Raw genomic sequence first — 22,805 nt, 5'->3', positions numbered from 1 at the left:
CCATGACCGACACCGCCGCTCCCTCCTTCGACGACCCGCTGCTGGGCAGCAGCTTCAAGGGCTATCCGCGCACCCAGGCGCCGCGCCGGCGCAGCGAGATCGGCGCCGCGGGCTGGAACGTGCTCGCGGGCGACCTGCCGCTGCCGCTGGCCGTGCTCAAGCGCGAGGCGCTCGAGCACAACCTGGCCTGGATGCAGGCGCGCGTGCGCGAATGGGGCATCGACCTCGCGCCGCACGGCAAGACCACCATGTCGCCGCAGCTGTTCCAGCGCCAGCTCGATGCCGGTGCCTGGGGCCTGACCTTCGCCACCGTGACCCAGCTCGCGGTGGGCGTGGCCGCCGGCGCGCGCCGCACCCTGATCGCCAACCAGGTGGTGAGCGACGAGGACCTGGCCGGCATCCAGCTGCTGCTGCGCGACCATGCGGGCCTGCGCATCGTGTTCCTGGTCGATTCGCTGGCGCAGCTCGCGCTGATCGAGGACTGGGCGCGCCGCCACCCGAACAGCGTTCCTTTCGAGGTCATGCTCGAGATCGGCGTCGCGGGCGCGCGCACCGGCTGCCGCACGCACGAGGAGGCGGTGGCGCTGGCCACGCGGCTGCGCGCGAGCGACGCGGTGCGGCTGGTGGGCATCGAGACCTACGAAGGGCAGGGCGCCACCGGCGCCAGCGAGCCCGACGCGGCCTATGCCGCGACCCTGATGGACCGCGTGGAAGCGGTGGCGCGCCATTGCGACACGCAGCAGCTGTTCGAGACCGACGAGGTGCTGGTCTCGGCCGGCGGCTCGGCCATCTTCGACCTCGTGGCCGGGCGACTCAAGCCCGCGCTGGCGTCGCCGGTGCGCGGCCTGCTGCGCTCGGGCTGCTACGTCACGCACGACCATGGCTTCTACAAGCGCATGGTCAGCGCGGTCGACGAGCGCCTGGGCTGCGATTGCGGCGAGAGCCTGGTGCCCGCGATGGAGGTCTGGGCCACGGTGCAGTCGCGGCCCGAGCCCGGCCTCGCGATCCTGGCCGTGGGCAAGCGCGACATCTCCTTCGACCTCTCGCTGCCGGTGCCGATCGCGCGCGCGGCGCGCGGCGCGCTGGCGCCCGAGGCCGTGCCCGCCGGCTGGAAGATCACGGCGCTCAACGACCAGCATGCCTACCTGCGCTGGGAGGCCGACGAGGAGGCGCGCGCGACGGCCGTCGGCGACCGCGTGGGCCTGGGCATCTCGCACCCCTGCACCACCTTCGACAAGTGGCACTGGATGCCCGTGGTCGAGAACGACTACCGCGTGAGCGACGCGGTGGCGATGCACTTCTGACCGCGCGGCCGATGACTCCCTCGCTGCTCCAGAAGATCGCGCAGACCCGCGAGGGCGCGCCCGCCACGCGGCGCGCGATCCTCGACCTGATCCTCGAGGACCCCGACCGGGTGCTCGAGGAGAGCTTCGAATCGCTGGCCGAGCGCTCCGGCAGCTCGGTGCCGACCATCATGCGCACCTGCCGCGACCTCGGCTTCGCGGGCCTGCGCGAGTTCAAGCTCGCGCTGGCGCAGGAGCTCGCGCTCGGCGGCTCGCCGCTGCACCGCCGCGTCAACATCGAGGACGCCGCCGACGAGGTGGTGTCGAAGATCGCGCGCAGCGCGGCCGCCTCGGTCTCGGGCGTGCGCGGCCAGCTCGACATGCAGGTGCTCGACGGCGCCGTCTCGGCCATCGCGGCCGCGCCGCACGTCGACCTCTACGGCGCCGGCGCCACCTCGTGGTTCATGGCCAACGACCTGCAGGCGCGGCTGTTCCGGCTCGGCCTGTCGGCCAATGCCTGGGCCGACTACCACCTGCAGCAGGTGGCCGGCGCCGCGCAGCGCCCCGGCGGCGTGGTGATCGCGATCTCGCACGTGGGCGGCATGCCCTCGCTGCTCGACGCGGTCGACATCGCGCGCGGCCAGGGCGCCAAGGTGGTCGCGCTCACGCGGCCCGGCACCGCGCTCGCGGCCAAGGCCGATTTCCTGCTCGGGCTCTCGGTGCCCGACGACGCCGTGATGCACGTGGGCATCGATGCCTACCTGACGCACCTCACGGCGATCGAGATCCTCACGGTGCTGGTCGCGCAACGGCGCGGCGAGCCGGCGGTGCAGCGCCTGCAGCGCGCGCGCGAAGCCTTCCAGCGCCACGGCATCGACGCCACCACGCACCCGCTGCAGAGCTGGGACGGCGGCGGCATCAACGAGAAAGGACACCGGTCGTGAGCGCTCCCCAAGCCGTGCTGCTCGAGGCCGGCCTCGTGGTCGACGGCTCGGGCGGCCCCTCGTGGCCCGGCGACGTGCTGCTGCGCGGCGACCGCATCCTCGCGCTCGGCGAGGGCCTGCGCGCGCGCCTGCCCGAGGGCCTCGAGCTGGCCGATGTCGAGGTCGTCGACTGCCGCGCCAAGGTGATCGCGCCGGGCTTCATCGACGCCCACACCCACGACGACGCGATCGTGCTGCGCGACCCGCTGTGCCTGCCCAAGGTGTCGCAGGGCATCACCACCGTGGTCACGGGCAACTGCGGCATCTCGCTCGCGCCCTACCGCACGCCGCAGTCGAAGCCACCGCTCACGCTGCTGGGCGCCGACTCGTTCCGCCACGCGAGCATGGCCGAGTACCGCGCCGCGGTCGACGCCACGCAGCCCGCGCTCAACGTGGCCGCGCTGGTGGGCCACACCACCCTGCGCTTCGCGGCCATGGAGGCGCTCGACCGGCCCGCCAGCGCCGACGAGCTCGCGCGCATGGCGGCGCTGCTCGAGGCCTGCATGGAAGAGGGCGCGCACGGCATGTCCTCGGGCCTGTTCTATGAAGAAGCCTTCGCCGCGCCCGCCGAGGAGGTGACCGCGCTCGCGCGCGTGGTGGCGCGCCACGGCGGCGTCTACGCCACCCACCTGCGCAGCGAGATGCAGCAGATCGTCGAGGCGCTGCACGAGGCCGGCGACTCGGCCTTCGCCGCCGGCGTGCCGCTGGTGATCTCGCACCACAAGTGCGCCGGGCCCGCGAACTGGGGCCGCACGAAAGAGACGCTGCCGCTGATCGAGTCGCTCGCGCAGCGTCAGAAGATCGCGATGGACGTCTATCCCTACGTCGCCGGTTCCACCGTGCTGCGCGAGGACCTGGTCGACGGCGTGATCGACGTGCTGCTGACCTGGTCCGACCCGCATCCCGAGATGACCGGCCGGCTGGTGTCGGACATCGCGCGCGAATGGGGCGTGAGCGAGCAGGAGGCCTGCCTGCGGCTGAAGCCCGGCGGTGCCTGCTACTTCCAGATGCAGGAAGAGGACGTGGAGCGCGTGATCGCGCATCCGCTGACCATGATCGGCAGCGACGGCCTGCCGCACGACCGCCATCCGCATCCGCGGCTGTGGGGCGCGTTCCCGCGCGTGTTCGCGCGCTACTGGCGCCAGCGCCGGCTGTTCACGCTCGAGCAGGCGGTGCACAAGATGACCGGCATGAGCGCGCGCAACCTGCGCATCGCCGAGCGCGGCCTGCTGCGCGCGGGCCACATGGCCGACGTGGTGGTGTTCGATCCCGAGACCATCGCCGACACCGCCACCTACGACCGGCCCAAGGGGCTGAGCCTGGGCATCGAGCGCGTGTTCGTCAACGGCGTGCTCGCTTACCGCGGCGGCGCGACCGTGGACGAGGCGCGCGTGCTGGCGCGCGCGGGGCGCATGCTGACGCGCGGGACCTGAGCGCGGCGGCCGCCCCGCGGCTGTCATCGGACTGTCACGAACCGTCATATTGCGTGGCTAGGATGTTCCTCGAACCCCGATGAAGGGGCCGAGGAGCAACACCGTTGGAAATCCGCAAACTGATCGCGCCGGCGCTGGCCGTGGTCCTGCTGGCCGCGGTCGCGGGCGGCGTCTGGTATTCGAACCAGCGCGTGCGCGACGACACGACGGCCGGCAACGCCGCGCGGATCGAGCAGGCGCGCCATGTGGCGCTGCGCGGGCTGATCGGTTCCGAGAAGGAATCGTTCTTCGCCGACGAGCGCGTCAAGCAGGCGCTGGCCGCGCAGGGCATCACGGTCACGGTGGAGAAGGCCGGCTCGCGCACCATCGCCGAGCGCTACGACGCCGGCAAGTTCGACTTCGGTTTTCCCTCGGGCGCGCCGGCCGCGCAGCGGCTCAAGGAGCTCGCGAAGGCGCCCAATGTCTACAACCCCTTCTACACGCCGATCGTGCTCGCGAGCTGGCGGCCGATCGCCGAGATCCTGATCGCCAACGGCGTGGCCGAGAAGCAGGGCGACTTCTACTACGTGGTCGACCTGCCGAAGCTGATGGCGATGATCGAGAAGGGCACGCGCTGGAAGGAGCTCAAGGCCAGCGCCGCGTTCTCCACCAGCAAGTCGCTGCTGATCAATTCGACCGACGTGCGCACCTCCAATTCGGCGGCGATGTACCTGGCGCTGGCGAGCTACCTCGCGAACGGCCAGCAGATCGTGCAGAGCCAGCAGGACGTGGACCGCGTGCTGCCGACGGTGGCGCCGCTGTTCCTGCGCCAGGGCTTCCAGGAACAGTCCTCGGCCGGCCCGTTCGAGGACTACCTCGCGCTCGGCATGGGCAAGGCGCCGCTGCTGGTGGCCTACGAATCGCAGCTGGTGGAGTTCTGGCTCAAGCATCCCGACCGGCTGCGCGGCGACATGGTGCTGCTCTATCCGCGGCCCACGGTCTATTCGAAGCATGTGCTGGTGCCTTACACGCCGGGCGGCGCGCGCCTGGGCGCGGCGCTGGAGAACGATCCCAAGCTGCGCGAGCTCGCGCACGAGTACGGCTTTCGCACCGGTGGCGATGCCAAGGGGCCCGAGAACTGGGCCGGCCGCGGCGTCAAGGTGCCCGACGTGCTGGTCGACGTGATCGACCCGCCCAGCTTCGAATGGCTCGAACGCATGACCACCGCCATCGAAGGCCGCTTCAAGTGAACCCGAGGAACCCATGAACACTTCCCGTCCCGAGTCCTCTCCCGCCACGGCGGTCGCCGTTGCCGCGCCCGACGTGCTGCAGCCGCCGCAGTCCTTCGTGCTCGAGCCGCCGGCGCCCGTCGCCCCGGTGCCGGTCGAATCCGCCAGCGGGCGGGTGCGGCTCAAGCCCGAGGAGGTCGGCGAGCTCGATGCGCAGGTCGATCGCTTCATCGACGACATCACGGCGCACGACAGCCAGCATCCGCAGTTCAAGGAGGCGGTGGCACGCATCCACTCGATGGGCAGCAAGGAGATCGAGGCCTCGGCCTCGGTCTCCAACCGCATGCTCGAACGCCCGGTGGGCTCGCTGCGCAACGGCCTGTTCGGCCAGGGCTCGCAGATCGGCCAGTCGCTGATCGACCTGCGCCACCAGGTCGAGGACCTCGATCCCTCGAAGCAGGGCGACCTGTTCTCGGCGCGCAAGCTGCTGGGCCTGATCCCGCTGGGCAACAAGCTGGTCGCGTACTTCGAGCGCTACCAGTCCTCGCAGTCGCACCTCAACGCCATCATCGAATCGCTCAAGCGCGGCAAGGACGAGCTGCTGCGCGACAACGCGGCCATCGAGCAGGAGAAGGTCAACCTCTGGACGCTGATGGAGCGGCTCGAGAAGTACGTGCACATCGGCAAGGCGCTCGACGCGCGCCTCGATGCCAAGGCGCGCGAGTTCGACGCCACCGATCCCGAGAAGGCGCGCGTGGTGCGCGAGGAGATGCTGTTCTACGCGCGCCAGAAGGTCACCGACCTGTTGACGCAGCTCGCGGTCAACATCCAGGGCTACCTGGCGCTCGACATGATCCGCAAGAACAACCTCGAGCTGACCAAGGGCGTGGACCGCGCCACCACCACCACGGTGTCGGCGCTGCGCACCGCGGTGATCGTGGCGCAGGCGCTGGCCAACCAGAAGCTGGTGCTCGACCAGATCGGCGCGCTCAATGCCACCACCGGCAACCTGATCGCCACCACCAGCGAGCTGCTGCGCGAGCAGACCGGCCAGATCCACCAGCAGGCGGCCTCGGGCACGATCGAGATCGCCAAGCTGCAGCAGGCCTTCGCGAACATCTACCAGACCATGGACGCGATCGCCGACTTCAAGCTCAAGGCGCTCGACTCGATGCAGACCACGGTCGATACGCTGAGCGACGAGGTGGCGCGCAGCCGCGGCTACCTCGACCGCGCGCGCCGCGAGACCTCGGCCGCCGCGCTGCGAGAACCGTCGGCGGGCGGCGGGGTCGTGCTGTGAGCCTGGCGCCGGCGCGGCGCTTCGCGCTCGGCGCGCTGCTGGCGCTGGCCCTCGGGCTGGCCGGCTGCGGCCGCGAGGAGACACCCACCGCCGCCGCGCCGCAGGCCACTGCGCCATCGGCCGCCTTCACCGTTCTCGCGGGCTCCGAGCTCAAGGACCTCGAGGCGCCGCTGGTCGAGGCCGCGCGCGCCGCCGGGGTGGAGCTGCAGCTGTCGTACGCGGGCACGCTCGACATCGTGGAGCGCGTGAACGCCGGCGAGCGCTTCGATGCGATCCTGCCGCCCAACGGCGCCTATCCCGCGCTGGCGCTCGCCAAACCGGCGGTGGCGCGCGAGAAGCTCTTCTATTCGCGCATCGCGCTCGGCGTGAAGGCCGCCAAGGCCGCGCGGCTGGGCTGGGACAAGCGCGCGCCCGGCTGGGCCGACATCGCGCGCGCCGCCAGCACGGGCCAGCTGCGCTACGGCATGACCAACGCGACCAGCTCCAACACCGGCATGAGCGCGCTGTTCGCGGTCGCCTCGGCGCTCGCGGGCAAGACCGAGGACCTGACGGCGCAGGACGTGGACGAGAAGACGCTCAAGGCCTTCCTCTCGGGCCAGAAGCTCACGGCGGGCAGCTCGGGCTGGCTGGCCGATGCCTACCTGGCCGATCCCGCGGCCATCGATGCGATGGTCAACTACGAGGCCGTGATCCTGCGCCTCAACGAGCGGCTGCCCGCGGCCGACCGATTGCTGCCGATCTATCCGCGTGACGGCATGATCTCGGCCGACTATCCGCTGATGCTGCTCGACGAGGCCCGGCGCGAGCCCTACAACCGGCTGGTGGCGGCCTGGAAGGGGGCCGCGTTCCAGCGCGACGCGCTGTCGGCCGCCTTCCTGCGCCCGGCCAATCCCGAGGTGCAGGCCGCGAGCGCGCTGCCCACGGCGGCGGTGTCGGAGCTGTCCTTTCCGAACCGGCTCGAGGTGATCGATGCCGTGCTCGGCACCTACCAGGCGCGCTGGCGCAAGCCCTCCACCTCGATCTTCGTGCTCGACCTCAGCGGCTCGATGCAGGGGCAGCGCCTGGAAGCCATGCGCGAGGCGCTCAAGCGGCTGTCGGGCGCCGAGGCCGGCGCCGCGGCGAGCGTGCGCTACAGCGCGTTCCAGAGCCGCGAACGCGTGGTGCTGATTCCGTTCGCCACGCGCGTGTCGGAACCGGTGTGGGTGCGCTTCGAGCCCGAGCGCATCGGCGCCGCGCGCGAGGAGCTGCGCCGCCAGGCCGACGCGATGAAGGCCGATGGCGGCACCGCCATCTATTCGGCGCTGGCCGTGGCCGAGGACCTCGCGCGCGAGGAGCAGCGCAGCGATCCCGATCGCTTCGTGAGCATCGTGCTGCTGACCGACGGCCAGAACAACGCGGGCCTGAATCCCGAGGAGTTCCAGGCGCGCTATGCGAACGGGCTGCCGGCGCGCATCTTCCCGATCCTGTTCGGCGAGGGCAACGCGGCCGAGATGCACCAGCTCGCGAAGTCCTCGGGCGGGCGCGAGTTCGACGGCCGCCGGCTGGTGCTGGCGCAGGTGTTCAAGGAAATCCGGGGCTACCAGTGAGCTCGCGCAAAGGTCCGACGTGGCGCGGCATTCGCTGAAGCTGCGCGCGCTGCTGTTCCTCTACGGCAACGGCAACATCCTCAGCTGCGCGCTCGCGCTGGCCGGTCCGGCGCTGCTGTTCGCGGGCGTCATCGACCGCGGCTGGCTCGCCATCACCGCCGGCCTCTACATCGGCGGCTGGCTGCTGGGCCGGCGCGCGCCCGAACTCGAGCGCCGCATCGAGGACAGCCTGAGCCTGGAGGAGACGCTGCGGCGGCTCGAGCAGGTGGTCGCGCGCGCCTCGCCGCACCTCACGGAGGACATGCGGCACAGCCTCGAGAGCGTGCGCGGCCTGGTGGTCGAGGTGCTGCCGCAACTGATGGATGCCGGCACCGGCGGCGACGACCTGTTCACCGTGCGCGAGACCGTGCTGCGCTACCTGCCCGAGACCCTGGCCAACTACGTGGCGCTGCCGCCGGCCTTTCGCGTCACGCAGCCGCTGAAGGACGGCAAGACCGCGCGCCAGCTGCTCGGCGAGCAGCTGGGCCTGCTCGATGCCAAGTTGCGCGAGGTGGTCGCCAACCTGGCCGCGAGCGATGCCGCGGCGCTGGTGGCCAACGGCCAGTTCCTCGAGAAGAAGTTCAGGCAGCCCGATTTCCTCGAAGGCTGAGCCGCGCCGGCAAAGCCCTTGCAAACGTGGGGCCGCGCGAGGGCTTCGATAGACTGCGCGGGTGACTTCCTCCTCCGAGCCTCCCAGTCCGTTGCTGGCCTGCGCCAGCCTCCCGCTTCTTCGCCGCCGCTTTCCGCGCGTGCTGTCCCCGCCCCTGACACGGCCTCCGCCGCGTCCCTCGGCCGCTTCTTTCCTCCCGATTTCCCCCTCATCGCCCGCCATGGTTCGCGCCATGCCGGGCCGCACGCGCTCGCGCGCCACCTTCCATGATTGAACTGCTGTCCGACCCCGCCGTCTGGATCGGTCTCCTCACGCTCGTCGTGCTCGAGATCGTGCTGGGCATCGACAACCTGATCTTCATCGCGATCCTCGCGGAGAAGCTGCCGCCGCACCAGCGCGACCGCGCGCGGCTCATCGGCCTGAGCCTGGCGCTCTTGATGCGCCTGGGGCTGCTGTCCATCGTCTCGTGGCTGGTGACGCTGACCACGCCGCTATTCAGCCTGTTCGGCCAGGGCTTCTCGGGGCGCGACCTGATCCTGCTGTTCGGCGGCCTGTTCCTGCTGTTCAAGGCCACGGCCGAGCTGCACGAGCGCATCGAGGGCGTGAGCCATGCCGTGACCGGCAGCGCGGCCTATGCGAGCTTCGGCGTGGTGGTGGCGCAGATCGTGGTGCTCGATGCCGTGTTCTCGCTCGACGCGGTGATCACGGCCGTCGGCATGGTCGACCACCTGCCGGTGATGATGGCCGCGGTGATCATCTCGATCGCGATCATGCTGTGGGCCTCGAAGCCGCTGACGCGCTTCGTCAACGCCCATCCCACGGTGGTGGTGCTGTGCCTGAGCTTCCTGCTGATGATCGGCCTGAGCCTGGTGGCCGAGGGCCTGGGCTTCCACATTCCCAAGGGCTACCTCTACGGCGCGATCGGCTTCTCGGTGCTGATCGAGGCGCTCAACCAGTGGGTGCGCCGCAATGCGCTGCGCCACGAGGCGCGCCGGCCGCTGCGCGAGCGCACGGCCGAATCGGTGATCCGCCTGCTCGGCGGCCGCACGCGCGGCGAACCGGTGCCCGCGGGCAGCGATGCGGCCGATGCCGATGCGCCCGCGGACGAACCCGCCTTCGGCATCGAGGAACGCAACATGGTCAGCGGCGTGCTCTCGCTGGCCGAGCGCAACGTGCGCTCGGTGATGACGCCGCGCGCCGACGTCTCCTGGGTCGACCTCGACGACGATCCCGAGGCGCTGCGCGAGCAGCTGCTCGACACGCCGCACGGCATCTTCCCGGTGTGCCGCGGCTCGCTCGACCAGGTGGTGGGCGTGGCGCGCGCCAAGGACCTGCTGGGCCAGCTGCTGCGCCATGGCCGCATCGACGAGGGCCATGGCCTGCGCGCGCCGATCTACGTGGCCGAGTCGACGCGCGTGATCCGCCTGATCGACACCCTGCGCGGCGCGCGCGGCCAGCTCGCGCTGGTGGCCGACGAGCACGGCACCCTGACGGGCGTGGTCACGCCGATCGACGTGCTGGAGGCGATCGCGGGCGAGTTCCCCGACGAGGACGAGGCGCTCGAGATCCAGCAGACCGGCCCCGAGGCCTGGACCGTGGCCGGCAGCGCCGACCCGCACCTGCTCGAGCAGGCGCTGCAGACCGACGGCCTGGCGAGCGAGGACGACAGCTACACCTCGGTGGCGGGGCTGCTGCTCGATCGCTTCGGCGGCCTGCCCGCGGCCGAGGCGACCTGGGTGCACGACGGCTGGGAATTCGTCGTCACCGGCGTGGATGCGCAGCGCATCCGCGAGGTGGCGGTGCGGCGCGTGCCCGTGGCGTTGCCCGAGGCCTGAAGCGCGCGGGGCGCCGCTTTGATAGGCTGGTGCCTTCCGCTCTCCGATCCGCTCCGCGCATGACCTCCAACGCTTCACACCGCCAGCCCGTTCCCCTCGCCAAGGCCTACCGCCTGCTCAACCACGGCCCCACGGTGCTGGTGAGCGCGGCCCATGCGGGCCGGCGCAACATCATGGCGGCGGCCTGGGCCATGCCGCTGGACTTCGATCCGCCCAAGGTGGCGGTGGTGCTCGACAAGAGCACCTGGACCCGCGTGCTGCTCGAGGGCGCGGGCAGCTTCGCGCTGCAGGTGCCGGTGCGCGCGCAGCTCGATCTGACCGAGGCGCTGGGCAGCAGCTCGGGCCGCGAGATGGTCGAGCGCGACGGCCGCGACAAGTTCGAGGCCTACGGGCTGCAGAGCTTCGCGGGCAGCGCCACCGGGGCGCCCCTGCTCGAGGGCTGCGCGGCCTGGCTCGAATGCCGGCTGCTGCCCGAGCCGCCGATCCAGCAGCGCTACGACCTGTTCCTCGGCGAGGTGATCGCGGCCCAGGCCGATGCGCGCGTGTTCTCGAACGGCCGCTGGCACTTCGAGGGCCACGACGAACTGCGCACGCTGCACCACGTGGCCGGCGGGCACTTCATCGTCGACGGCGAGGCGGTGGACGCGAAGCCACTGCCGCTGGCCGGGCGCTGAATCAGCCGTCGCTGGTCCGGCCCGACGCCACCAGCAGCTGCCGCAGCACCACCCCGCCGCACAGCGCGGCCGCGCCGGCCAGCAGCACGAAGCTCAGCACCCCGGCCGGCGAGGCGTCCTCGAGCCAGCCGGCCACCAGCAGCGTGGCGCTGTTGTAGGCCGCGTGCAGCGCGATGCACGGGATCAGCGAGCGCGTGCGCTCGTAGAGCCAGCCCAGCACCGCGCCCATCGCCACGCCGACCACGAACTGGTAGATGTTCATGTGGGCCGCACCGAACAGCAGCGCCGACATGAAGATCGCCTGCCCGCGCCCGTAGCGCTGCAGGAAGCCGCGCAGCACGATGCCGCGGAACAGCATCTCCTCGAGCAGCGGCGCCATCACGCAGACCGCCAGCACCGCCGCCACGCTGCCGTCGGCCATGCGGCTGAACATCGCCTCCTCCCAGGCCGACAGCGGCAGCGCCAGCGTCAGCAGGTTGATCGCGCAGGTGATCGCCAGCATCAGCGCCGGCACCAGCAGCAGCGTGGGCGGCACCACCAGCATCAAGGTGGCGCGCATCGAGGCATTCGAGGGATGGAACAGCGCGCGCCAGCCGAGCTTCTGCTGCTGCATCACGACCGCGAACACCAGCCCGTTGCCCAGCACGGACGACAGCACGCCGATCTGCATGGTGCTCAGGCCGAACAGCCGGTTGCCGTCGCGCAGCGCGGCGCCCACGACCAGCTCGCAGAGGAACAGGGCGAGGTACAGCAGGACGGCCTGGGTCGCAGAAGGGAAGGCCGGGCGGTTCGGGGAGGGCATGGGCGCTGCGCAAAGGTGGCGGGCATGTTAGCCGCTGCCGCCGGCCCGGCGCCTCCCCCAACCGGGGGGCGGTGTCAGACCACGAAGGGCAGGAAGCGCTTCGTGCCGCGCATGTAGGCGCGGTAGGCGTCGCCGAAATGCGCGATGCATTCGCGCTCGTCGCTGAGCGCCGTCAGCACCAGCAGCACGGTGGCCGCGAGCGCCAGCGCGAGGCCGGGGCCGCCGATGTCCTTGAGGCAGGCGCCCCAGGCCAGCAGCATCAGCGCGGTGTACATCGGATGGCGGATGTAGCGGAAGGCGCCGTCGGTGACCAGCGAGTCGGTCTTCTCGAAGCCGAGCAGCGCGGGATCGTCGCCGCGCGCCGCGCCGGGCCGCACCGCGGCCTGCAGCCGGCGCCAGGCATGCACCGGCAGCCAGGCCGACAGCGCCAGCAGCAGCCACGACAGCAGCTGGTGCGGCGCCAGCGGATCCACGTGCCACACCGGCAGGTTCAGCAGGATCAGCGCCAGCATGCACTCCCAGGCGAAGAAGCGGTAGAAGCCGTGCGAGCCGCGCCGGCGCAGCGCGCCGCGCGAGACGTACAGCAGCGCGGCCGAGACGACGACGAAGAGGGCGATCTGGATCCAGGCGAAAGGCATGGGCCCGAATCTACACGCCGGGCCGCGGCGCCCTCACACCTTGTCAGCCCATCGTCGAGTAGCCGCCGTCCACCGGGATCGACACGCCGGTCACGTAGTCGGCCGCGGGGCTCGCGAGGAACACGGCCGTGCCCGCGATGTCGGCCGGCCGGCCCCAGCGGCCCGCGGCCGTGCGCGCGACCACGCGCTCGTAGAGGCCCGCGACCTGGGCGCGCGCGCCGTCGGTCATCTCGGTCTGGAACCAGCCCGGCAGGATCGCGTTGACCTGGATGTTGTCGGCCGCCCACGAGAGCGCGGTCGACTTGGTGAGCTGCACCACGCCGGCCTTGCTCGCGGCATAGGCGGGCGAGTAGGCGGCGCCGAAGATCGACATCATCGAGCCGACGTTGACGATCTTGCCGCCGCCCGCGCGCTGCATGTGCGGATGCGCCGCGCGGCTCACGAGGAAGGCGCTGGTGAGGTTGGTCTGGAGCACGAGGTTCCACTCGTCCAGCGTGAGCTGGTCGACCGGCTTGCGCACGGTGGTGCCGGCGTTGTTGACCAGGATGTCGAGCCGGCCGCAGCGCGCGGCCACGGCGTCGACCGCCTGCTGCACCCAGGCCTCGTCGGCGACGTCGATGGCGATGGCGAAGCTGTCGCTGCCGAGCGCCTTCAGCGTCTCGACCGCGGCGGCCGATTTCTCGGGGTTGCGCGCGGCGATCACCACGCGCGCGCCGGCCTGCGCCAGGCCCTGGGCCATGCCGAGGCCCAGGCCGCCGTTGCCGCCGGTGACCAGCGCGACCTTGCCGCCGAGGTCGAACATCAGGCCGCCGCCGCCGGCACCGGCTTCTTCGCGACCAGCGTCAGGATGTCGTAGCTCGCGACCAGCTCGCCGTCCTGGTTCGTCACCTCGACGTCCCAGGCCACCACGCCCTGGCCCTGGCCGTTGGCGTCCTTGCGGTTGCGGTCGATCTTGCGCTTGCAGGTCAGGCGCGCGCGGATGGTGTCGCCGATGCCCACGGGCTTGATGAAGCGCAGCGTGTCGAGGCCGTAGTTGGCCAGCACCGGGCCCGGCGCGGGCGAGACGAACAGGCCCGCTGCCGCCGACAGCACGAAATAGCCGTGCGCGATGCGCTTGCCGAACGGCGACTCCTTGGCCGCGATCTCGTCGAAGTGCATGTAGAAGTAGTCGCCCGACAGTCCGCCGAAGGCCACGATGTCGGCCTCGCTCACGGTGCGGCGGTGCGTCAGCAGCGAGTCGCCGATTTGGAGGTCCTCGAAGTGGCTGCGGAACGGATGCACCTCGCTCTCGCGCACCTTGGCGCCGCGCACGTGCTCGCCGGTGACGGCCGCCAGCATGGTGGGCGAGCCCTGCAGCGCGGCGCGCTGCAGGTAGTGCTTGACGGCGCGCAGGCCGCCGAGCTCCTCGCCGCCGCCGGCGCGCCCCGGGCCGCCGTGCTTGAGCGGCGGCAGCGGCGAGCCGTGGCCGGTCGATTCGGCGGCGGCCTCGCGGTCGAGCACCAGCAGCCGGCCGTGCCAGGCCGCGGCCACGGGGATCGCCTTGGCGGCGGTGGCGGGATCGCGCGTGACCAGCGTGCCGACCAGGCTGCCGCGGCCGCGCGCGGCCAGCGCCAGCGCCTCGTCGATGCCCTCGTAGGGCATCAGCGTGCTGACCGGGCCGAAGGCCTCGATGTCGTGCACCGCGTCGTGCTCGAGCGGCTTGCGGCTCAGCAGCAGCGTAGGCGCGAAGAAGGCGCCCTCGGCCGTGCCGTCGCCCACCGGCGAGAAGCCCTCGCCGCCGCCGTACACCAGCTCGGCGCCCTTGCGCAGCTCGGCCACGCGCTCGGCCACGTCGGCCTGTTGCGCATGCGAGGCCAGCGCGCCCATGCGCACGTCCTCGCGCGAGGGATCGCCCACCACCGTCTTGGCCAGCCGCGCGCGCAGGCGCTCGGCCACGGCGTCGAGATGCTGGCGCGGCACGATGGCGCGGCGGATGGCGGTGCACTTCTGGCCGGCCTTCACCGTCATCTCGCGCGCCACCTCCTTCACGAACAGGTCGAACTCCTCGTCGTCGGGCGTGACGTCGGGCGCGAGGATCGCGCAGTTGAGCGAGTCGGCCTCGGCGTTGAACGGGATCGACTGGCGCACCAGGTTCGGATGCACGCGCAGCTTGGCGGCGGTGTCGGCCGAGCCGGTGAAGGTCACGACGTCGGGGCCCTCGAGGCGGTCGAGCAGGTCGCCCGTGCCGCCGATGACCAACTGCAGGCTGCCCTCGGGCAGGATGCCCGACTGCACGATCAGTCGCACCACGGCCTCGGTGAGGTAGCTGGTGGCGGTGGCCGGCTTGCCGATGCAGGGCATGCCCGCGAGGAAGCTGGGCGCGAACTTCTCGAGCAGGCCCCAGACCGGGAAGTTGAAGGCGTTGATGTGCACCGCCACGCCGCCGCGCGGCACCAGGATGTGGGTGCCCGCGAAGCCGCCCTTCTTGCCCAGCGGGAAGGCCGGGCCTTCGTGCACCAGGTTGCCCGAGGGCAGCTCGTTGCTGCCGATGCCCGCGTAGGCCGCGAGCGTGCCGGCGCCGCCCTCGATGTCGACCCAGCCGTCGGCGCGCGTCGCGCCGGTGTGGGCCGAGACGGCGTAGAGCGTTTCCTTGTTCGCGGCGATGTACTTGGCGAGCGCCTTGAGGCGTTCGGCGCGCTGCTGGAAGTCGAGCGCCATCAGCGCCGGGATGCCGACGCGGCGCGCATGGGCCAGCGCCTCGGCGAAGTCGATCGCCTCGGCGTGGGTGCTGGCGATGGCCTGGCCGTTGACGGCGCTGCGCAGCGACTGCGCGGCCTCGCGGCCGATCCAGCGGCCGGCGATGTAGCTTTGGAGGGTGGTGCTCATGGTGCTGGGTCCTTTGCTATCTCTGTGTTGGGCCTTCCCTGCGGAGGAAGGTCGGGATGGGTGCAGCCCCGGAGCTCGAGGCTGCGCGGAGGTCGAGGCCGTCGTGCCCCACCCCGGCCCTCCCCCGGCGGGGGAGGGAGGCATTCGTCAGTGGGCGTCGTCCTTCTTGCCGATGCCCAGGTAGGTATCGATGATCCGCTGGTCGTGCAGCAGCTCGCGCGCCGGGCCCTCGAGCGCCACGGCGCCCATCTCGAGCACGTAGGCGCGGTCGGCCACCTGCAGCGCGGCGCGCGCGTTCTGCTCCACCAGCAGCACCGACACGCCGTGCTTGCGCAGCTGCGCCACCACACGCAGCACCTCGCGCACCACCAGCGGTGCGAGGCCCAGCGAGGGCTCGTCGAGCATCAGCAGGCGCGGGCGCGCCATCAGCGCGCGGCCGATGGCCAGCATCTGGCGTTCGCCGCCCGAGAGCGTGGAGGCCATCTGCGGCCGGCGCTCCTTCAGGCGCGGGAAGATCTCGAAGATCTCGTCCATGCGCGCGCGCTGGTCGCGCTTGCCCTTGCGCCACTGGTAGAAGCCGCCGAGCAGCAGGTTGTCTTCCACCGACATCTCGCCGAACAGCTCGCGCCGCTCGGGCACCAGCGCCACGCCGCGCGCCACCATGGCCTCGACGCCGGGGCGCGCGATGCGCTCGCCCTGCAGCGACAGGCTGCCGGTGGAAGGCAAGAGGCCCATCGCCGCGCACAGCAGCGTGGTCTTGCCGGCGCCGTTCGGGCCGATCACGGTGACGATCTCGCCTTCGTTCACGTGCAGCCGCACGCTGTGCACCGCCTCCACCTCGCGGTAGGCGACGCAGAAGCCATCGAGTTGAAGCAGGGGTTGGCTCATCGCGATGCGTCCTCGAGCAGTTCGTCGTCGGCGCCGCCGAGGTAGGCCTCGAGCACGCGCGGGTTGGCCTGCACTTCGGCGGGCGAGCCGGTGGCGATCACGGTGCCGAACTCGAGCACGGTGATGCGGTCGGCGAGGTTCATCACGAACTCCATGTCGTGTTCCACCACCAGGATGCCGAGACCTTCGGCGCGCAGTTGGCCGAGCAGCTCGGACAGCGCGCGCTTCTCGAGGTGGCGCAGGCCGGCCGCGGGCTCGTCGAGCAGCAGCACCGAGGGCTGGCCCGCGAGCGCGCGCGCGATCTCGACCACGCGCTGCTGGCCCAGCGAGAGCGAGGCCGCGGGCGTGTCGGCATGCGCGCCGAGGCCGCAGCGCTCGATCTGGCGCCGTGCCTCGGCCATCAGCGCGGCTTCCTCCGCGCGGTCCAGCCGCAGCATCGCCGACACCCAGCCGCGCCTGGCGCGCAGGTGGGCGCCGAGCGCCACGTTCTCGATCACGCTGCGCTGGCCGAGCAGGCGCACGTGCTGGAAGGTGCGGCCCAGGCCCAGCGCGGCGAAGGCGCGCGAGGGCTTGCCCGACATCGGCTGGCCGACCAGCCGCACCTCGCCGGTGGTGGGATCGTCCACGCCCGAGATCATGTTGAAGAAGGTGCTCTTGCCGGCGCCGTTGGGGCCGATCAGCGCATGCACCTCGCCGGCCTTGAGGGTCATCGAGATGTCGTTGTTGGCGACCAGCCCGCCGAAGCGCTTGCTCACGCCGTCGGCCTGCAGCAGCAGGCTGCCGCTGGCCGGCAGCGCGCGCTGCGCGAGCTGCTCGGTGCTCGAGACGGCCGGGCCGGCGCCGGCGGCGCGCGGCAGTTCGCGCACCCAGCGGCGCGACAGCCGTGCCAGCGTGGGCCACAGGCCGTCGGCGAAGCGCTGCAGCACGAAGAGCATCAGCAGGCCGAACACCACCACCTCGAAGTTGCCGCTGGTGCCCAGCAGCGCGGGCAGGATGTCCTGCAGCTTCTCCTTCAGCAGCGTGATCAGCGTGGCGCCGAGCACCGCGCCCCAGAGATGGCCCGCGCCGCCGACCACCGCCATGAACAGCATCTCGATGCCGATGTTGAGGTTGAACGGCGTGGGGTTCACGAAGCGCTGCATGTGGGCATAGAGCCAGCCCGAGATCGCGGCCAGCAGCGCGGCCAGCACGAACAGCTTGATGCGGTGGCGCGCGGTGTCCACGCCCATCGACTCGGCCATCAGCCGGCCGCCCTTGAGCGCGCGGATGGCGCGGCCCTCGCGCGAGTCGAGCAGGTTGTGCATGGCCCACAGCGCGAGCAGCAGCACGGCCCAGATCACCACGCCGAGCATGCGCGGGGTGGCGAACGAGACGCCCGCGATCACCAGCGGCGGAATGCCGGTGATGCCGGTCTGGCCGCCGAGGAACTCCATGTTGCCGAGCAGGAAGTACAGGCTCAGGCCCCAGGCGATGGTGCACAGCGGCAGGTAGTGGCCCGAGAGCTTGAGCGTGACCGCGCCGAGCGCCCAGGCCAGCGCGAAGGTCAGCACCAGCCCGAGCAGCAGGCCGAGCCAGGGCACCAGCGCGGAACCCGCGAGGCCGCCGAGCCAGCCGGCCGCGGTCGGCGAGGTGCAGATCCAGGCCGTGGCATAGGCGCCCATGCCGACGAAGGCGGCCTGGCCGAAGGAGGTCATGCCGCCGACGCCGGTCAGCAGCACCAGGCCCACGGCCACCAGCGCATAGAGGCCGATGTTGCTGAGCACGGTGACGGTGAAGGGCGGCAGCCAGCCCCAGGCCAGCGCGAGCGCGACGATGAACACCAGCGTGAGCACGCGCGGCGTGACGAGCGGGCGGCCCTCGGGCACGGCGTTGGCGGAAGAAGAAGCCACAGGGGTCGATGAAGACGGGTTCATTCCTCGTCCTCCACGTGATGGCTGCGCAGCGAACGCCACCACAGCACCGGGATGATCAAAGTGAAGACCAGCACTTCCTTGTACGCGCTGGCCCAGAAGGAGGAGAAGGCCTCGAGCAGGCCCACCAGCAGCGCGCCCGCGAGCGCCAGCGGATAGCTCGCGAGCCCGCCGACGATGGCGGCCACGAAGCCCTTGAGGCCGATCAGGAAGCCGGTGTCGTAGTAGACCGTGGTGATCGGCGCGATCAGCAGGCCCGACACCGCGCCGATGACGGCCGCGAGCGCGAAGCTCAGGTCGCCCGAGAGCTCGGTGGGAATGCCCGACAGCCGTGCGCCGACGCGGTTGATGGCGGTGGCGCGCAGCGCCTTGCCGATCATCGAGCGGCCGAAGAACCAGAACATCGCGATCACCAGCACCAGCGTGACGCCGACCACCACCAGCGACTGGCCGGTGACGGGAATGCCGCCGAGGTCGAGGCGCAGCTCGGAGAACGCGCTGGTGCGCGAGCCCTCGGCGCCGAAGAAGAACAGCCCGAGACCGATCAGCACGCCGTGCAGCGCGACCGAGACGATCAGGAGCATCAGCACGCTGGCATCGGCCAGCGGGCGGTAGGCGAGGCGGTAGAGCAGCGGGCCCAGCGGCGCGATCAGCACCAGCACGGTGAGTGCCTGCGTCGCGAGCGAGGTGGGCTTGAGCACCAGCACCAGCGCGGCGGCCACCGCGGGGAAGGCCACGCACCAGGTCAGCGCCGAGCGCCAGTCGACCGTGGCGCCGCGCTTCCAGCGCCAGGCCTCGATCGCCAGCACGGCCAGCGCCAGCGCCAGCAGCAGCCACAGCGTGGACGGCGCGCGGCCGCCCTGCAGCGCGGCCATCGACAGCGCGCCGAAGGCGACGAACTCGCCCTGCGGGATGAAGATCACGCGCGTGACCGAAAACACCAGCACCAACGCGAGCGCCATCAGTCCGTAGACCGCGCCGTTCACGATGCCGTCCTGCCCGAGCAGCAGGGCGATCTGCAAATCCATACGACCAACTTTCCTTCAGAAGACCAGGGGCGAGAGAAAACCGTGCCCCTCTTGCAGGAACACCGCGGGCCGGTGGCGCCGGCCCGCGGTGTCCGTCGTTCAGCCCCGTGCGATCAGGGTTGGAATTTCCAGGCGCCGTTCTCGATCTTGACCATCACGCGCGCGCGCTGGTCCAGGCCCAGGTGGTCGCTCGCGCTCATGGTGAACACGCCGTGCGCGCCCGCCACGTCCTTGGTCTGCTCGAGCGCGTCGCGCAGCGCGGCGCGGAACTCGGGCGTGCCCGGCTGGGCCTTCTTGAGCGCGACCGGCACGGCCGAGCTCATCAGCAGGCCGGCGTCCCAGGCGTGCGCGCCGAAGGTCGAGACCGAGCCCTTGCCGTAGGCGGCTTCATAGGCGGCCACGTAGGCGAGCGCGGACTTCTTCACCGGGTGGCCGGCGGGCAGCTGGTCGGCCACCAGCACCGGGCCGGCGGGCAGGAAGGTGCCTTCCACGTCCTTGCCGCCCACGCGCAGGAAGTCGGCGTTGGCCACGCCGTGCGTCTGGTACATCTTGCCGGTGTAGCCGCGCTCCTTGAGCGTCTTCTGCGGCAGCGCGGCCGGCGTGCCCGAGCCTGCGACCAGCACCGCGTCGGGCTTGGCGGCCATGATCTTCAGCGCCTGGCCGGTGACCGAGGTGTCGGTGCGCGCATAGCGCTCGTTGGCCACGACCTTGATCTTCTTGAGTTCGGCGGCCTTGGCGAATTCCTGCGACCAGCCTTCGCCGTAGGCGTCGGAGAAGCCGATGAAGGCGACGCTCTTCACGCCGTTGGCGGCCATGTGCTCGGCGATGGCCAGCGACATCATGATGTCGTTCTGCGGCGTCTTGAAGACCCACTTCTTCTTGGCGTCCATCGGCTCGATGATGCGGGCCGAGGCGGCCACCGAGATCATCGGCGTCTGCGCCTCGCTGGCCACGTCGATCATCGCGAGCGAGGCCGGCGTGGTGGTCGAGCCCAGGATCACGTCGACCTTGTTCTCGGCGATCAGCTTGCGCGTGTTGTTGACGGCGGCCGTGGTGTCGGAGGCGTCGTCGAGCACGATGTAGTTGATCTTCTGGCCGCCGATGGTCTTGGGCATCAGCGAGATCGTGTTCTTCTCGGGGATGCCCAGCGAGGCCGCCGGGCCGGTGGCCGAGATGGTCACGCCGACGTTGACGTCGGCCCAGGCCGACAGGGCCGTGGCGCACAGGGCGGCGATCAGCAGGGGCTTGAAGAATTTCATGGTTGGCTTGTCTCCGGTTGAAAAAAGGTTGAGGCCTGAAGTATCTCAGCGCTCGTCGAACGAGAGCGTGACGCGTTCGGTAAGGGGGTGGGCCTGGCAGGTCAATACGAAGCCCGCGGCCACTTCATTCTTGTCGAGCGCGAAGTTTCTTTCCATGCGGACTTCCCCGTCCACGCACTTGGCGCGGCAGGTGCCGCACACGCCCGAGGTGCACGAGAACGGCACCTCGAGGCCGGCCGCCGAGGCCGCGTCGAGGATGCTGGGCTGGCCTTCGGTGTAGGTGATCTCGCGCTGCAGACCGTCGCGCACGATGGTCACGCGCGCGCGCTTGGCGTCGCCGGGCAGCGCCTCGTGCACCACGGCGCCGACCTGGGCGGTCGAGCTCGCCGAGGGCAGCGCGACGCCGAAGCGCTCGATGTGGATGCGTTCCTCGGGCACGCCCGCGGCCAGCAGCGCGGCCTCGGCCTCGTCGTTCATCTGGAACGGGCCGCAGATGTAGACGTGGTCGATGCTGCCCGCGGGCACCAGGCCCTGCAGGAACTCGCCGATCTTCTCGCGGTTCATCACGCCGAAGCCCAGCGGCGAGTCGGTGTGCTCGTCGGAGAACACGTGCTGCAGCACCAGGCGCGTCATGTAGCGGTTCTTCAGGTCCTCGATCTCTTCCTTGAACATCGTGGACTGGAGCTGGCGGTTGCCGTAGATCAGCGTGAAGCGGCTCTTCGGCTCGCGCGCCAGCACGGTCTTCATGATCGACAGGATCGGCGTGATGCCGCTGCCGCCCGCGATGCCGACATGGTGGCGCGCGGACTCGCCCTCGATCGGCACGAAGAAGCGGCCTTGCGGCGCCATCACCTGGATCGAGTCGCCGGGCTTGAGGTGGGCGTTGATCCAGTTGGAGAACTGGCCGCCGCGCACCTTGCGCACGCCCACGCGCAGCTCGCCGTCGTCGACGCCGGCGCAGATCGAATAGGAACGGCGCAGGTCCTGGCCGTCGATCTCGTTGCGCAGGGTCAGGTACTGGCCCTGCGTGAAGCCGAAGACTTCGCGCAGCGTCTCGGGGACCTCGAAGGAGACGATGACGGCCTCGGGCGTGTCGGGCTCGATGGCCTTCACGCGCAGGGGGTGGAACAGGGTACTCATCGGCGTGGGGCCTAGATCGGCTTGAAATGTTCGAAGGGTTCGCGGCAGGCGAGGCAGCGGTACAGCGCCTTGCAGGCGGTGGAGCCGAAGGCCGACAGCCGCTCGGTGCGCTCGCTCGCGCAGCGCGGGCAGGCGATGCGCTCGCCGGCGAGGCGGCCGAACAGGCGGATCGGCACCGCGGTGCCGGCGGCCTGCTCGGGCGTGAGGTGGGCGGGCGGGGCGATGCCGTAGGCCTTGAGCTTGGCGCGGCCCTCGTCGCTGATCCAGTCGCTGGTCCAGGCCGGCGCGCGGCGCAGGGTGGCGCGCGCGGGGCCGAGGCCGGCGCGCTCGATCGCGGCCAGCACGTCGTGCTCGATGGCCTCGGTCGCGGGGCAGCCCGAATAGGTCGGCGTCAGCACCACCTCGAGGCCGTCGTCGTGCTCGATCACGTCGCGCACGATGCCGAGGTCGCAGACCGACACGGCCGGCACCTCGGGGTCGGGCACCGAGTGCAGCACCTCCCAGGCGGCGTCGATGCGCGAGGCGGCCATGGTGTCGGCAGTCACCACACGCCCCCGGGGAAGGCGCGCTGCAGGTGCTGCATCTCGGCCAGCACGAAGCCCATGTGCTCGCTGTGCACGCCCTGCTTGCCGGTGCTGCGGAACTTGGCCTCGGCCGGCGCGGCCAGGCCGGCGGCGTCGAGCACCTGCTGCATCTCGGCGAACCACGGTTCGCGCAGTTCGTTCCAGGCCGGGCCCAGGCCGCTGGCGCTGGCCTCGCGGTCGACGGCGTCGGCCTCGAACAGCTCGGGCATGTAGAGCCAGGCCTGCTTGAGCGCGGCCTCGGTGCGGCGGCGCGATTCCTCGGTGCCGTCGCCCAGGCGCACGACCCAGTCGGCCGAATGCTGCTGGTGGTAGCGCGCTTCCTTCAGCGCCTTGCCGGCGATGGCGGCCACTTCCTCGTCGCTCGAGCTCGCCAGCCGTTGCCACAGCAGCTTGAGCAGGGTGGCGATCATGGTGTTGCGCACCACCGAGAACGCGAAGTCGCCGCGCGGCAGCTCGACCAGCGTGAGGTTGAAGTAGTCGCGTTCCTCGCGCAGGTAGGCGAGCTGGTCCTCGTCGTGCTCGCGGCCGGCGCCTTCCAGCTTGCCGGCGTGGGTGAGCAGCGCGCGCGCCTGGCCCACGAGGTCGAGCGCGATGTTGGCCATCGCGATGTCCTCCTCGAGCACGGGCGCGTGGCCGCACCACTCGCCCAGGCGCTGGGCCAGCACCAGGCAGGTGTCGCCGATGCGCAGCAGGTACTGCACGGCGGGCGTGCGGTTCAGTTCGATCGATGCTTGCATGGC

At 71.2% G+C, this 22,805-nt stretch carries 20 protein-coding genes; 9 read left to right on the top strand and 11 right to left on the bottom strand.

Annotation, left to right across the window (positions count from 1 at the left end; all coding sequences use genetic code 11):
* The first annotated feature begins 2 nt into the window (after positions 1-2).
* The 9 genes from AC07RV_RS41090 to AC07RV_RS41050 all read left to right on the top strand — a co-directional run bounded on the left by AC07RV_RS41090 (position 3) and on the right by AC07RV_RS41050 (position 10,951).
* A complete protein-coding gene (locus tag AC07RV_RS41090; protein WP_296781425.1) occupies positions 3-1,304 on the top strand; it encodes an amino acid deaminase in 1,302 nt (433 codons plus the stop codon).
* A gap of 11 nt (positions 1,305-1,315) precedes the next feature.
* On the top strand, positions 1,316-2,227 hold the full coding sequence (locus AC07RV_RS41085) for a MurR/RpiR family transcriptional regulator (protein WP_093351801.1): 912 nt from the start codon (positions 1,316-1,318) through the stop codon (positions 2,225-2,227).
* Positions 2,224-3,699: an N-acyl-D-amino-acid deacylase family protein gene (locus AC07RV_RS41080; RefSeq protein ID WP_296781399.1), complete on the top strand. Its 1,476-nt coding sequence runs from the start codon at positions 2,224-2,226 to the stop codon at positions 3,697-3,699. The genes AC07RV_RS41085 and AC07RV_RS41080 overlap by 4 nt, the downstream gene beginning before the upstream one ends.
* 104 nt (positions 3,700-3,803) lie before the next feature.
* On the top strand, positions 3,804-4,928 hold the full coding sequence (locus AC07RV_RS41075; protein WP_296781398.1) for a substrate-binding domain-containing protein: 1,125 nt from the start codon (positions 3,804-3,806) through the stop codon (positions 4,926-4,928).
* Between the two features lie 13 nt (positions 4,929-4,941).
* Complete coding sequence (locus tag AC07RV_RS41070; RefSeq protein ID WP_296781397.1) at positions 4,942-6,207, top strand: toxic anion resistance protein; 1,266 nt, start codon at positions 4,942-4,944, stop codon at positions 6,205-6,207.
* Positions 6,204-7,793 (top strand): vWA domain-containing protein, encoded by a 1,590-nt coding sequence (locus tag AC07RV_RS41065; protein WP_296781396.1) that lies wholly within the window; start codon positions 6,204-6,206, stop codon positions 7,791-7,793. The genes AC07RV_RS41070 and AC07RV_RS41065 overlap by 4 nt, the downstream gene beginning before the upstream one ends.
* A 19-nt stretch (positions 7,794-7,812) precedes the next feature.
* Positions 7,813-8,442 carry a hypothetical protein gene (locus tag AC07RV_RS41060; RefSeq protein WP_296781395.1) on the top strand — a complete coding sequence of 210 codons (630 nt, stop codon included), beginning with the start codon at positions 7,813-7,815 and terminating at the stop codon, positions 8,440-8,442.
* Positions 8,443-8,711: 269 nt separating this feature from the next.
* Entirely contained in the window at positions 8,712-10,277 is a 1,566-nt protein-coding gene (locus tag AC07RV_RS41055; protein ID WP_296781424.1) for a TerC family protein, read from the top strand.
* 59 nt (positions 10,278-10,336) lie between these two features.
* On the top strand, positions 10,337-10,951 hold the full coding sequence (locus AC07RV_RS41050; protein WP_296781394.1) for a flavin reductase family protein: 615 nt from the start codon (positions 10,337-10,339) through the stop codon (positions 10,949-10,951).
* A 1-nt stretch (position 10,952) separates the two neighbouring features.
* Here AC07RV_RS41050 and AC07RV_RS41045 read toward each other — a convergent pair whose 3' ends face one another.
* From AC07RV_RS41045 to paaC, 11 genes are all read right to left on the bottom strand, one after another.
* Positions 10,953-11,753, bottom strand: a complete 801-nt coding sequence (locus AC07RV_RS41045; protein ID WP_093351788.1) for a CPBP family intramembrane glutamic endopeptidase — start codon at positions 11,751-11,753, stop codon at positions 10,953-10,955.
* Positions 11,754-11,827: 74 nt separating this feature from the next.
* Positions 11,828-12,391, bottom strand: coding sequence for a methyltransferase family protein (locus tag AC07RV_RS41040; protein WP_296781393.1), 564 nt, complete (start codon positions 12,389-12,391; stop codon positions 11,828-11,830).
* 43 nt (positions 12,392-12,434) lie between these two features.
* The gene (locus AC07RV_RS41035; protein WP_296781392.1) at positions 12,435-13,193 is read right to left on the bottom strand and encodes an SDR family NAD(P)-dependent oxidoreductase; all 759 of its coding nucleotides are present in this window, start codon (positions 13,191-13,193) and stop codon (positions 12,435-12,437) included.
* A complete protein-coding gene (gene paaZ, locus AC07RV_RS41030; protein ID WP_296781391.1) occupies positions 13,193-15,256 on the bottom strand; it encodes a phenylacetic acid degradation bifunctional protein PaaZ in 2,064 nt (687 codons plus the stop codon). Before paaZ ends, AC07RV_RS41035 begins: the two co-directional genes overlap by 1 nt.
* A 147-nt stretch (positions 15,257-15,403) precedes the next feature.
* On the bottom strand, positions 15,404-16,144 hold the full coding sequence (locus tag AC07RV_RS41025) for an ABC transporter ATP-binding protein (RefSeq protein ID WP_208510732.1): 741 nt from the start codon (positions 16,142-16,144) through the stop codon (positions 15,404-15,406).
* A complete protein-coding gene (locus AC07RV_RS41020) occupies positions 16,141-18,057 on the bottom strand; it encodes a branched-chain amino acid ABC transporter ATP-binding protein/permease (RefSeq protein WP_296781390.1) in 1,917 nt (638 codons plus the stop codon). The genes AC07RV_RS41025 and AC07RV_RS41020 overlap by 4 nt, the downstream gene beginning before the upstream one ends.
* On the bottom strand, positions 18,054-19,082 hold the full coding sequence (locus AC07RV_RS41015) for a branched-chain amino acid ABC transporter permease (RefSeq protein WP_093351772.1): 1,029 nt from the start codon (positions 19,080-19,082) through the stop codon (positions 18,054-18,056). The genes AC07RV_RS41020 and AC07RV_RS41015 overlap by 4 nt, the downstream gene beginning before the upstream one ends.
* Before the next feature lie 113 nt (positions 19,083-19,195).
* Positions 19,196-20,341 (bottom strand): ABC transporter substrate-binding protein, encoded by a 1,146-nt coding sequence (locus AC07RV_RS41010; RefSeq protein WP_093351770.1) that lies wholly within the window; start codon positions 20,339-20,341, stop codon positions 19,196-19,198.
* A gap of 45 nt (positions 20,342-20,386) precedes the next feature.
* On the bottom strand, positions 20,387-21,481 hold the full coding sequence (gene paaE, locus AC07RV_RS41005; RefSeq protein ID WP_093351767.1) for a 1,2-phenylacetyl-CoA epoxidase subunit PaaE: 1,095 nt from the start codon (positions 21,479-21,481) through the stop codon (positions 20,387-20,389).
* Between the two features lie 11 nt (positions 21,482-21,492).
* On the bottom strand, positions 21,493-22,011 hold the full coding sequence (gene paaD, locus AC07RV_RS41000; protein ID WP_093352182.1) for a 1,2-phenylacetyl-CoA epoxidase subunit PaaD: 519 nt from the start codon (positions 22,009-22,011) through the stop codon (positions 21,493-21,495).
* Between the two features lie 11 nt (positions 22,012-22,022).
* Positions 22,023-22,802, bottom strand: coding sequence for a 1,2-phenylacetyl-CoA epoxidase subunit PaaC (gene paaC / locus AC07RV_RS40995; protein ID WP_093351765.1), 780 nt, complete (start codon positions 22,800-22,802; stop codon positions 22,023-22,025).
* Between the last annotated feature and the right edge of the window lie 3 nt (positions 22,803-22,805).

This window comes from Variovorax sp. GW821-FHT09B01 (assembly GCF_059418345.1).
This window is presented reverse-complemented; position numbering and strand designations above follow the sequence as displayed.

Coding starts and splice junctions, on each gene's coding strand:
- AC07RV_RS41090 (WP_296781425.1), top strand. CDS start 3: ATGACCGACACCGCCGCTCCCTCCTTCGACGACCCGCTGCTGGGCAGC.
- AC07RV_RS41085 (WP_093351801.1), top strand. CDS start 1,316: ATGACTCCCTCGCTGCTCCAGAAGATCGCGCAGACCCGCGAGGGCGCG.
- AC07RV_RS41070 (WP_296781397.1), top strand. CDS start 4,942: ATGAACACTTCCCGTCCCGAGTCCTCTCCCGCCACGGCGGTCGCCGTT.
- AC07RV_RS41050 (WP_296781394.1), top strand. CDS start 10,337: ATGACCTCCAACGCTTCACACCGCCAGCCCGTTCCCCTCGCCAAGGCC.
- AC07RV_RS41045 (WP_093351788.1), bottom strand. CDS start 11,753: ATGCCCTCCCCGAACCGCCCGGCCTTCCCTTCTGCGACCCAGGCCGTC.
- AC07RV_RS41040 (WP_296781393.1), bottom strand. CDS start 12,391: ATGCCTTTCGCCTGGATCCAGATCGCCCTCTTCGTCGTCGTCTCGGCC.
- AC07RV_RS41035 (WP_296781392.1), bottom strand. CDS start 13,193: ATGTTCGACCTCGGCGGCAAGGTCGCGCTGGTCACCGGCGGCAACGGC.
- paaZ (WP_296781391.1), bottom strand. CDS start 15,256: ATGAGCACCACCCTCCAAAGCTACATCGCCGGCCGCTGGATCGGCCGC.
- AC07RV_RS41025 (WP_208510732.1), bottom strand. CDS start 16,144: ATGAGCCAACCCCTGCTTCAACTCGATGGCTTCTGCGTCGCCTACCGC.
- AC07RV_RS41020 (WP_296781390.1), bottom strand. CDS start 18,057: ATGAACCCGTCTTCATCGACCCCTGTGGCTTCTTCTTCCGCCAACGCC.
- AC07RV_RS41015 (WP_093351772.1), bottom strand. CDS start 19,082: ATGGATTTGCAGATCGCCCTGCTGCTCGGGCAGGACGGCATCGTGAAC.
- AC07RV_RS41010 (WP_093351770.1), bottom strand. CDS start 20,341: ATGAAATTCTTCAAGCCCCTGCTGATCGCCGCCCTGTGCGCCACGGCC.
- paaE (WP_093351767.1), bottom strand. CDS start 21,481: ATGAGTACCCTGTTCCACCCCCTGCGCGTGAAGGCCATCGAGCCCGAC.
- paaD (WP_093352182.1), bottom strand. CDS start 22,011: ATGGCCGCCTCGCGCATCGACGCCGCCTGGGAGGTGCTGCACTCGGTG.
- paaC (WP_093351765.1), bottom strand. CDS start 22,802: ATGCAAGCATCGATCGAACTGAACCGCACGCCCGCCGTGCAGTACCTG.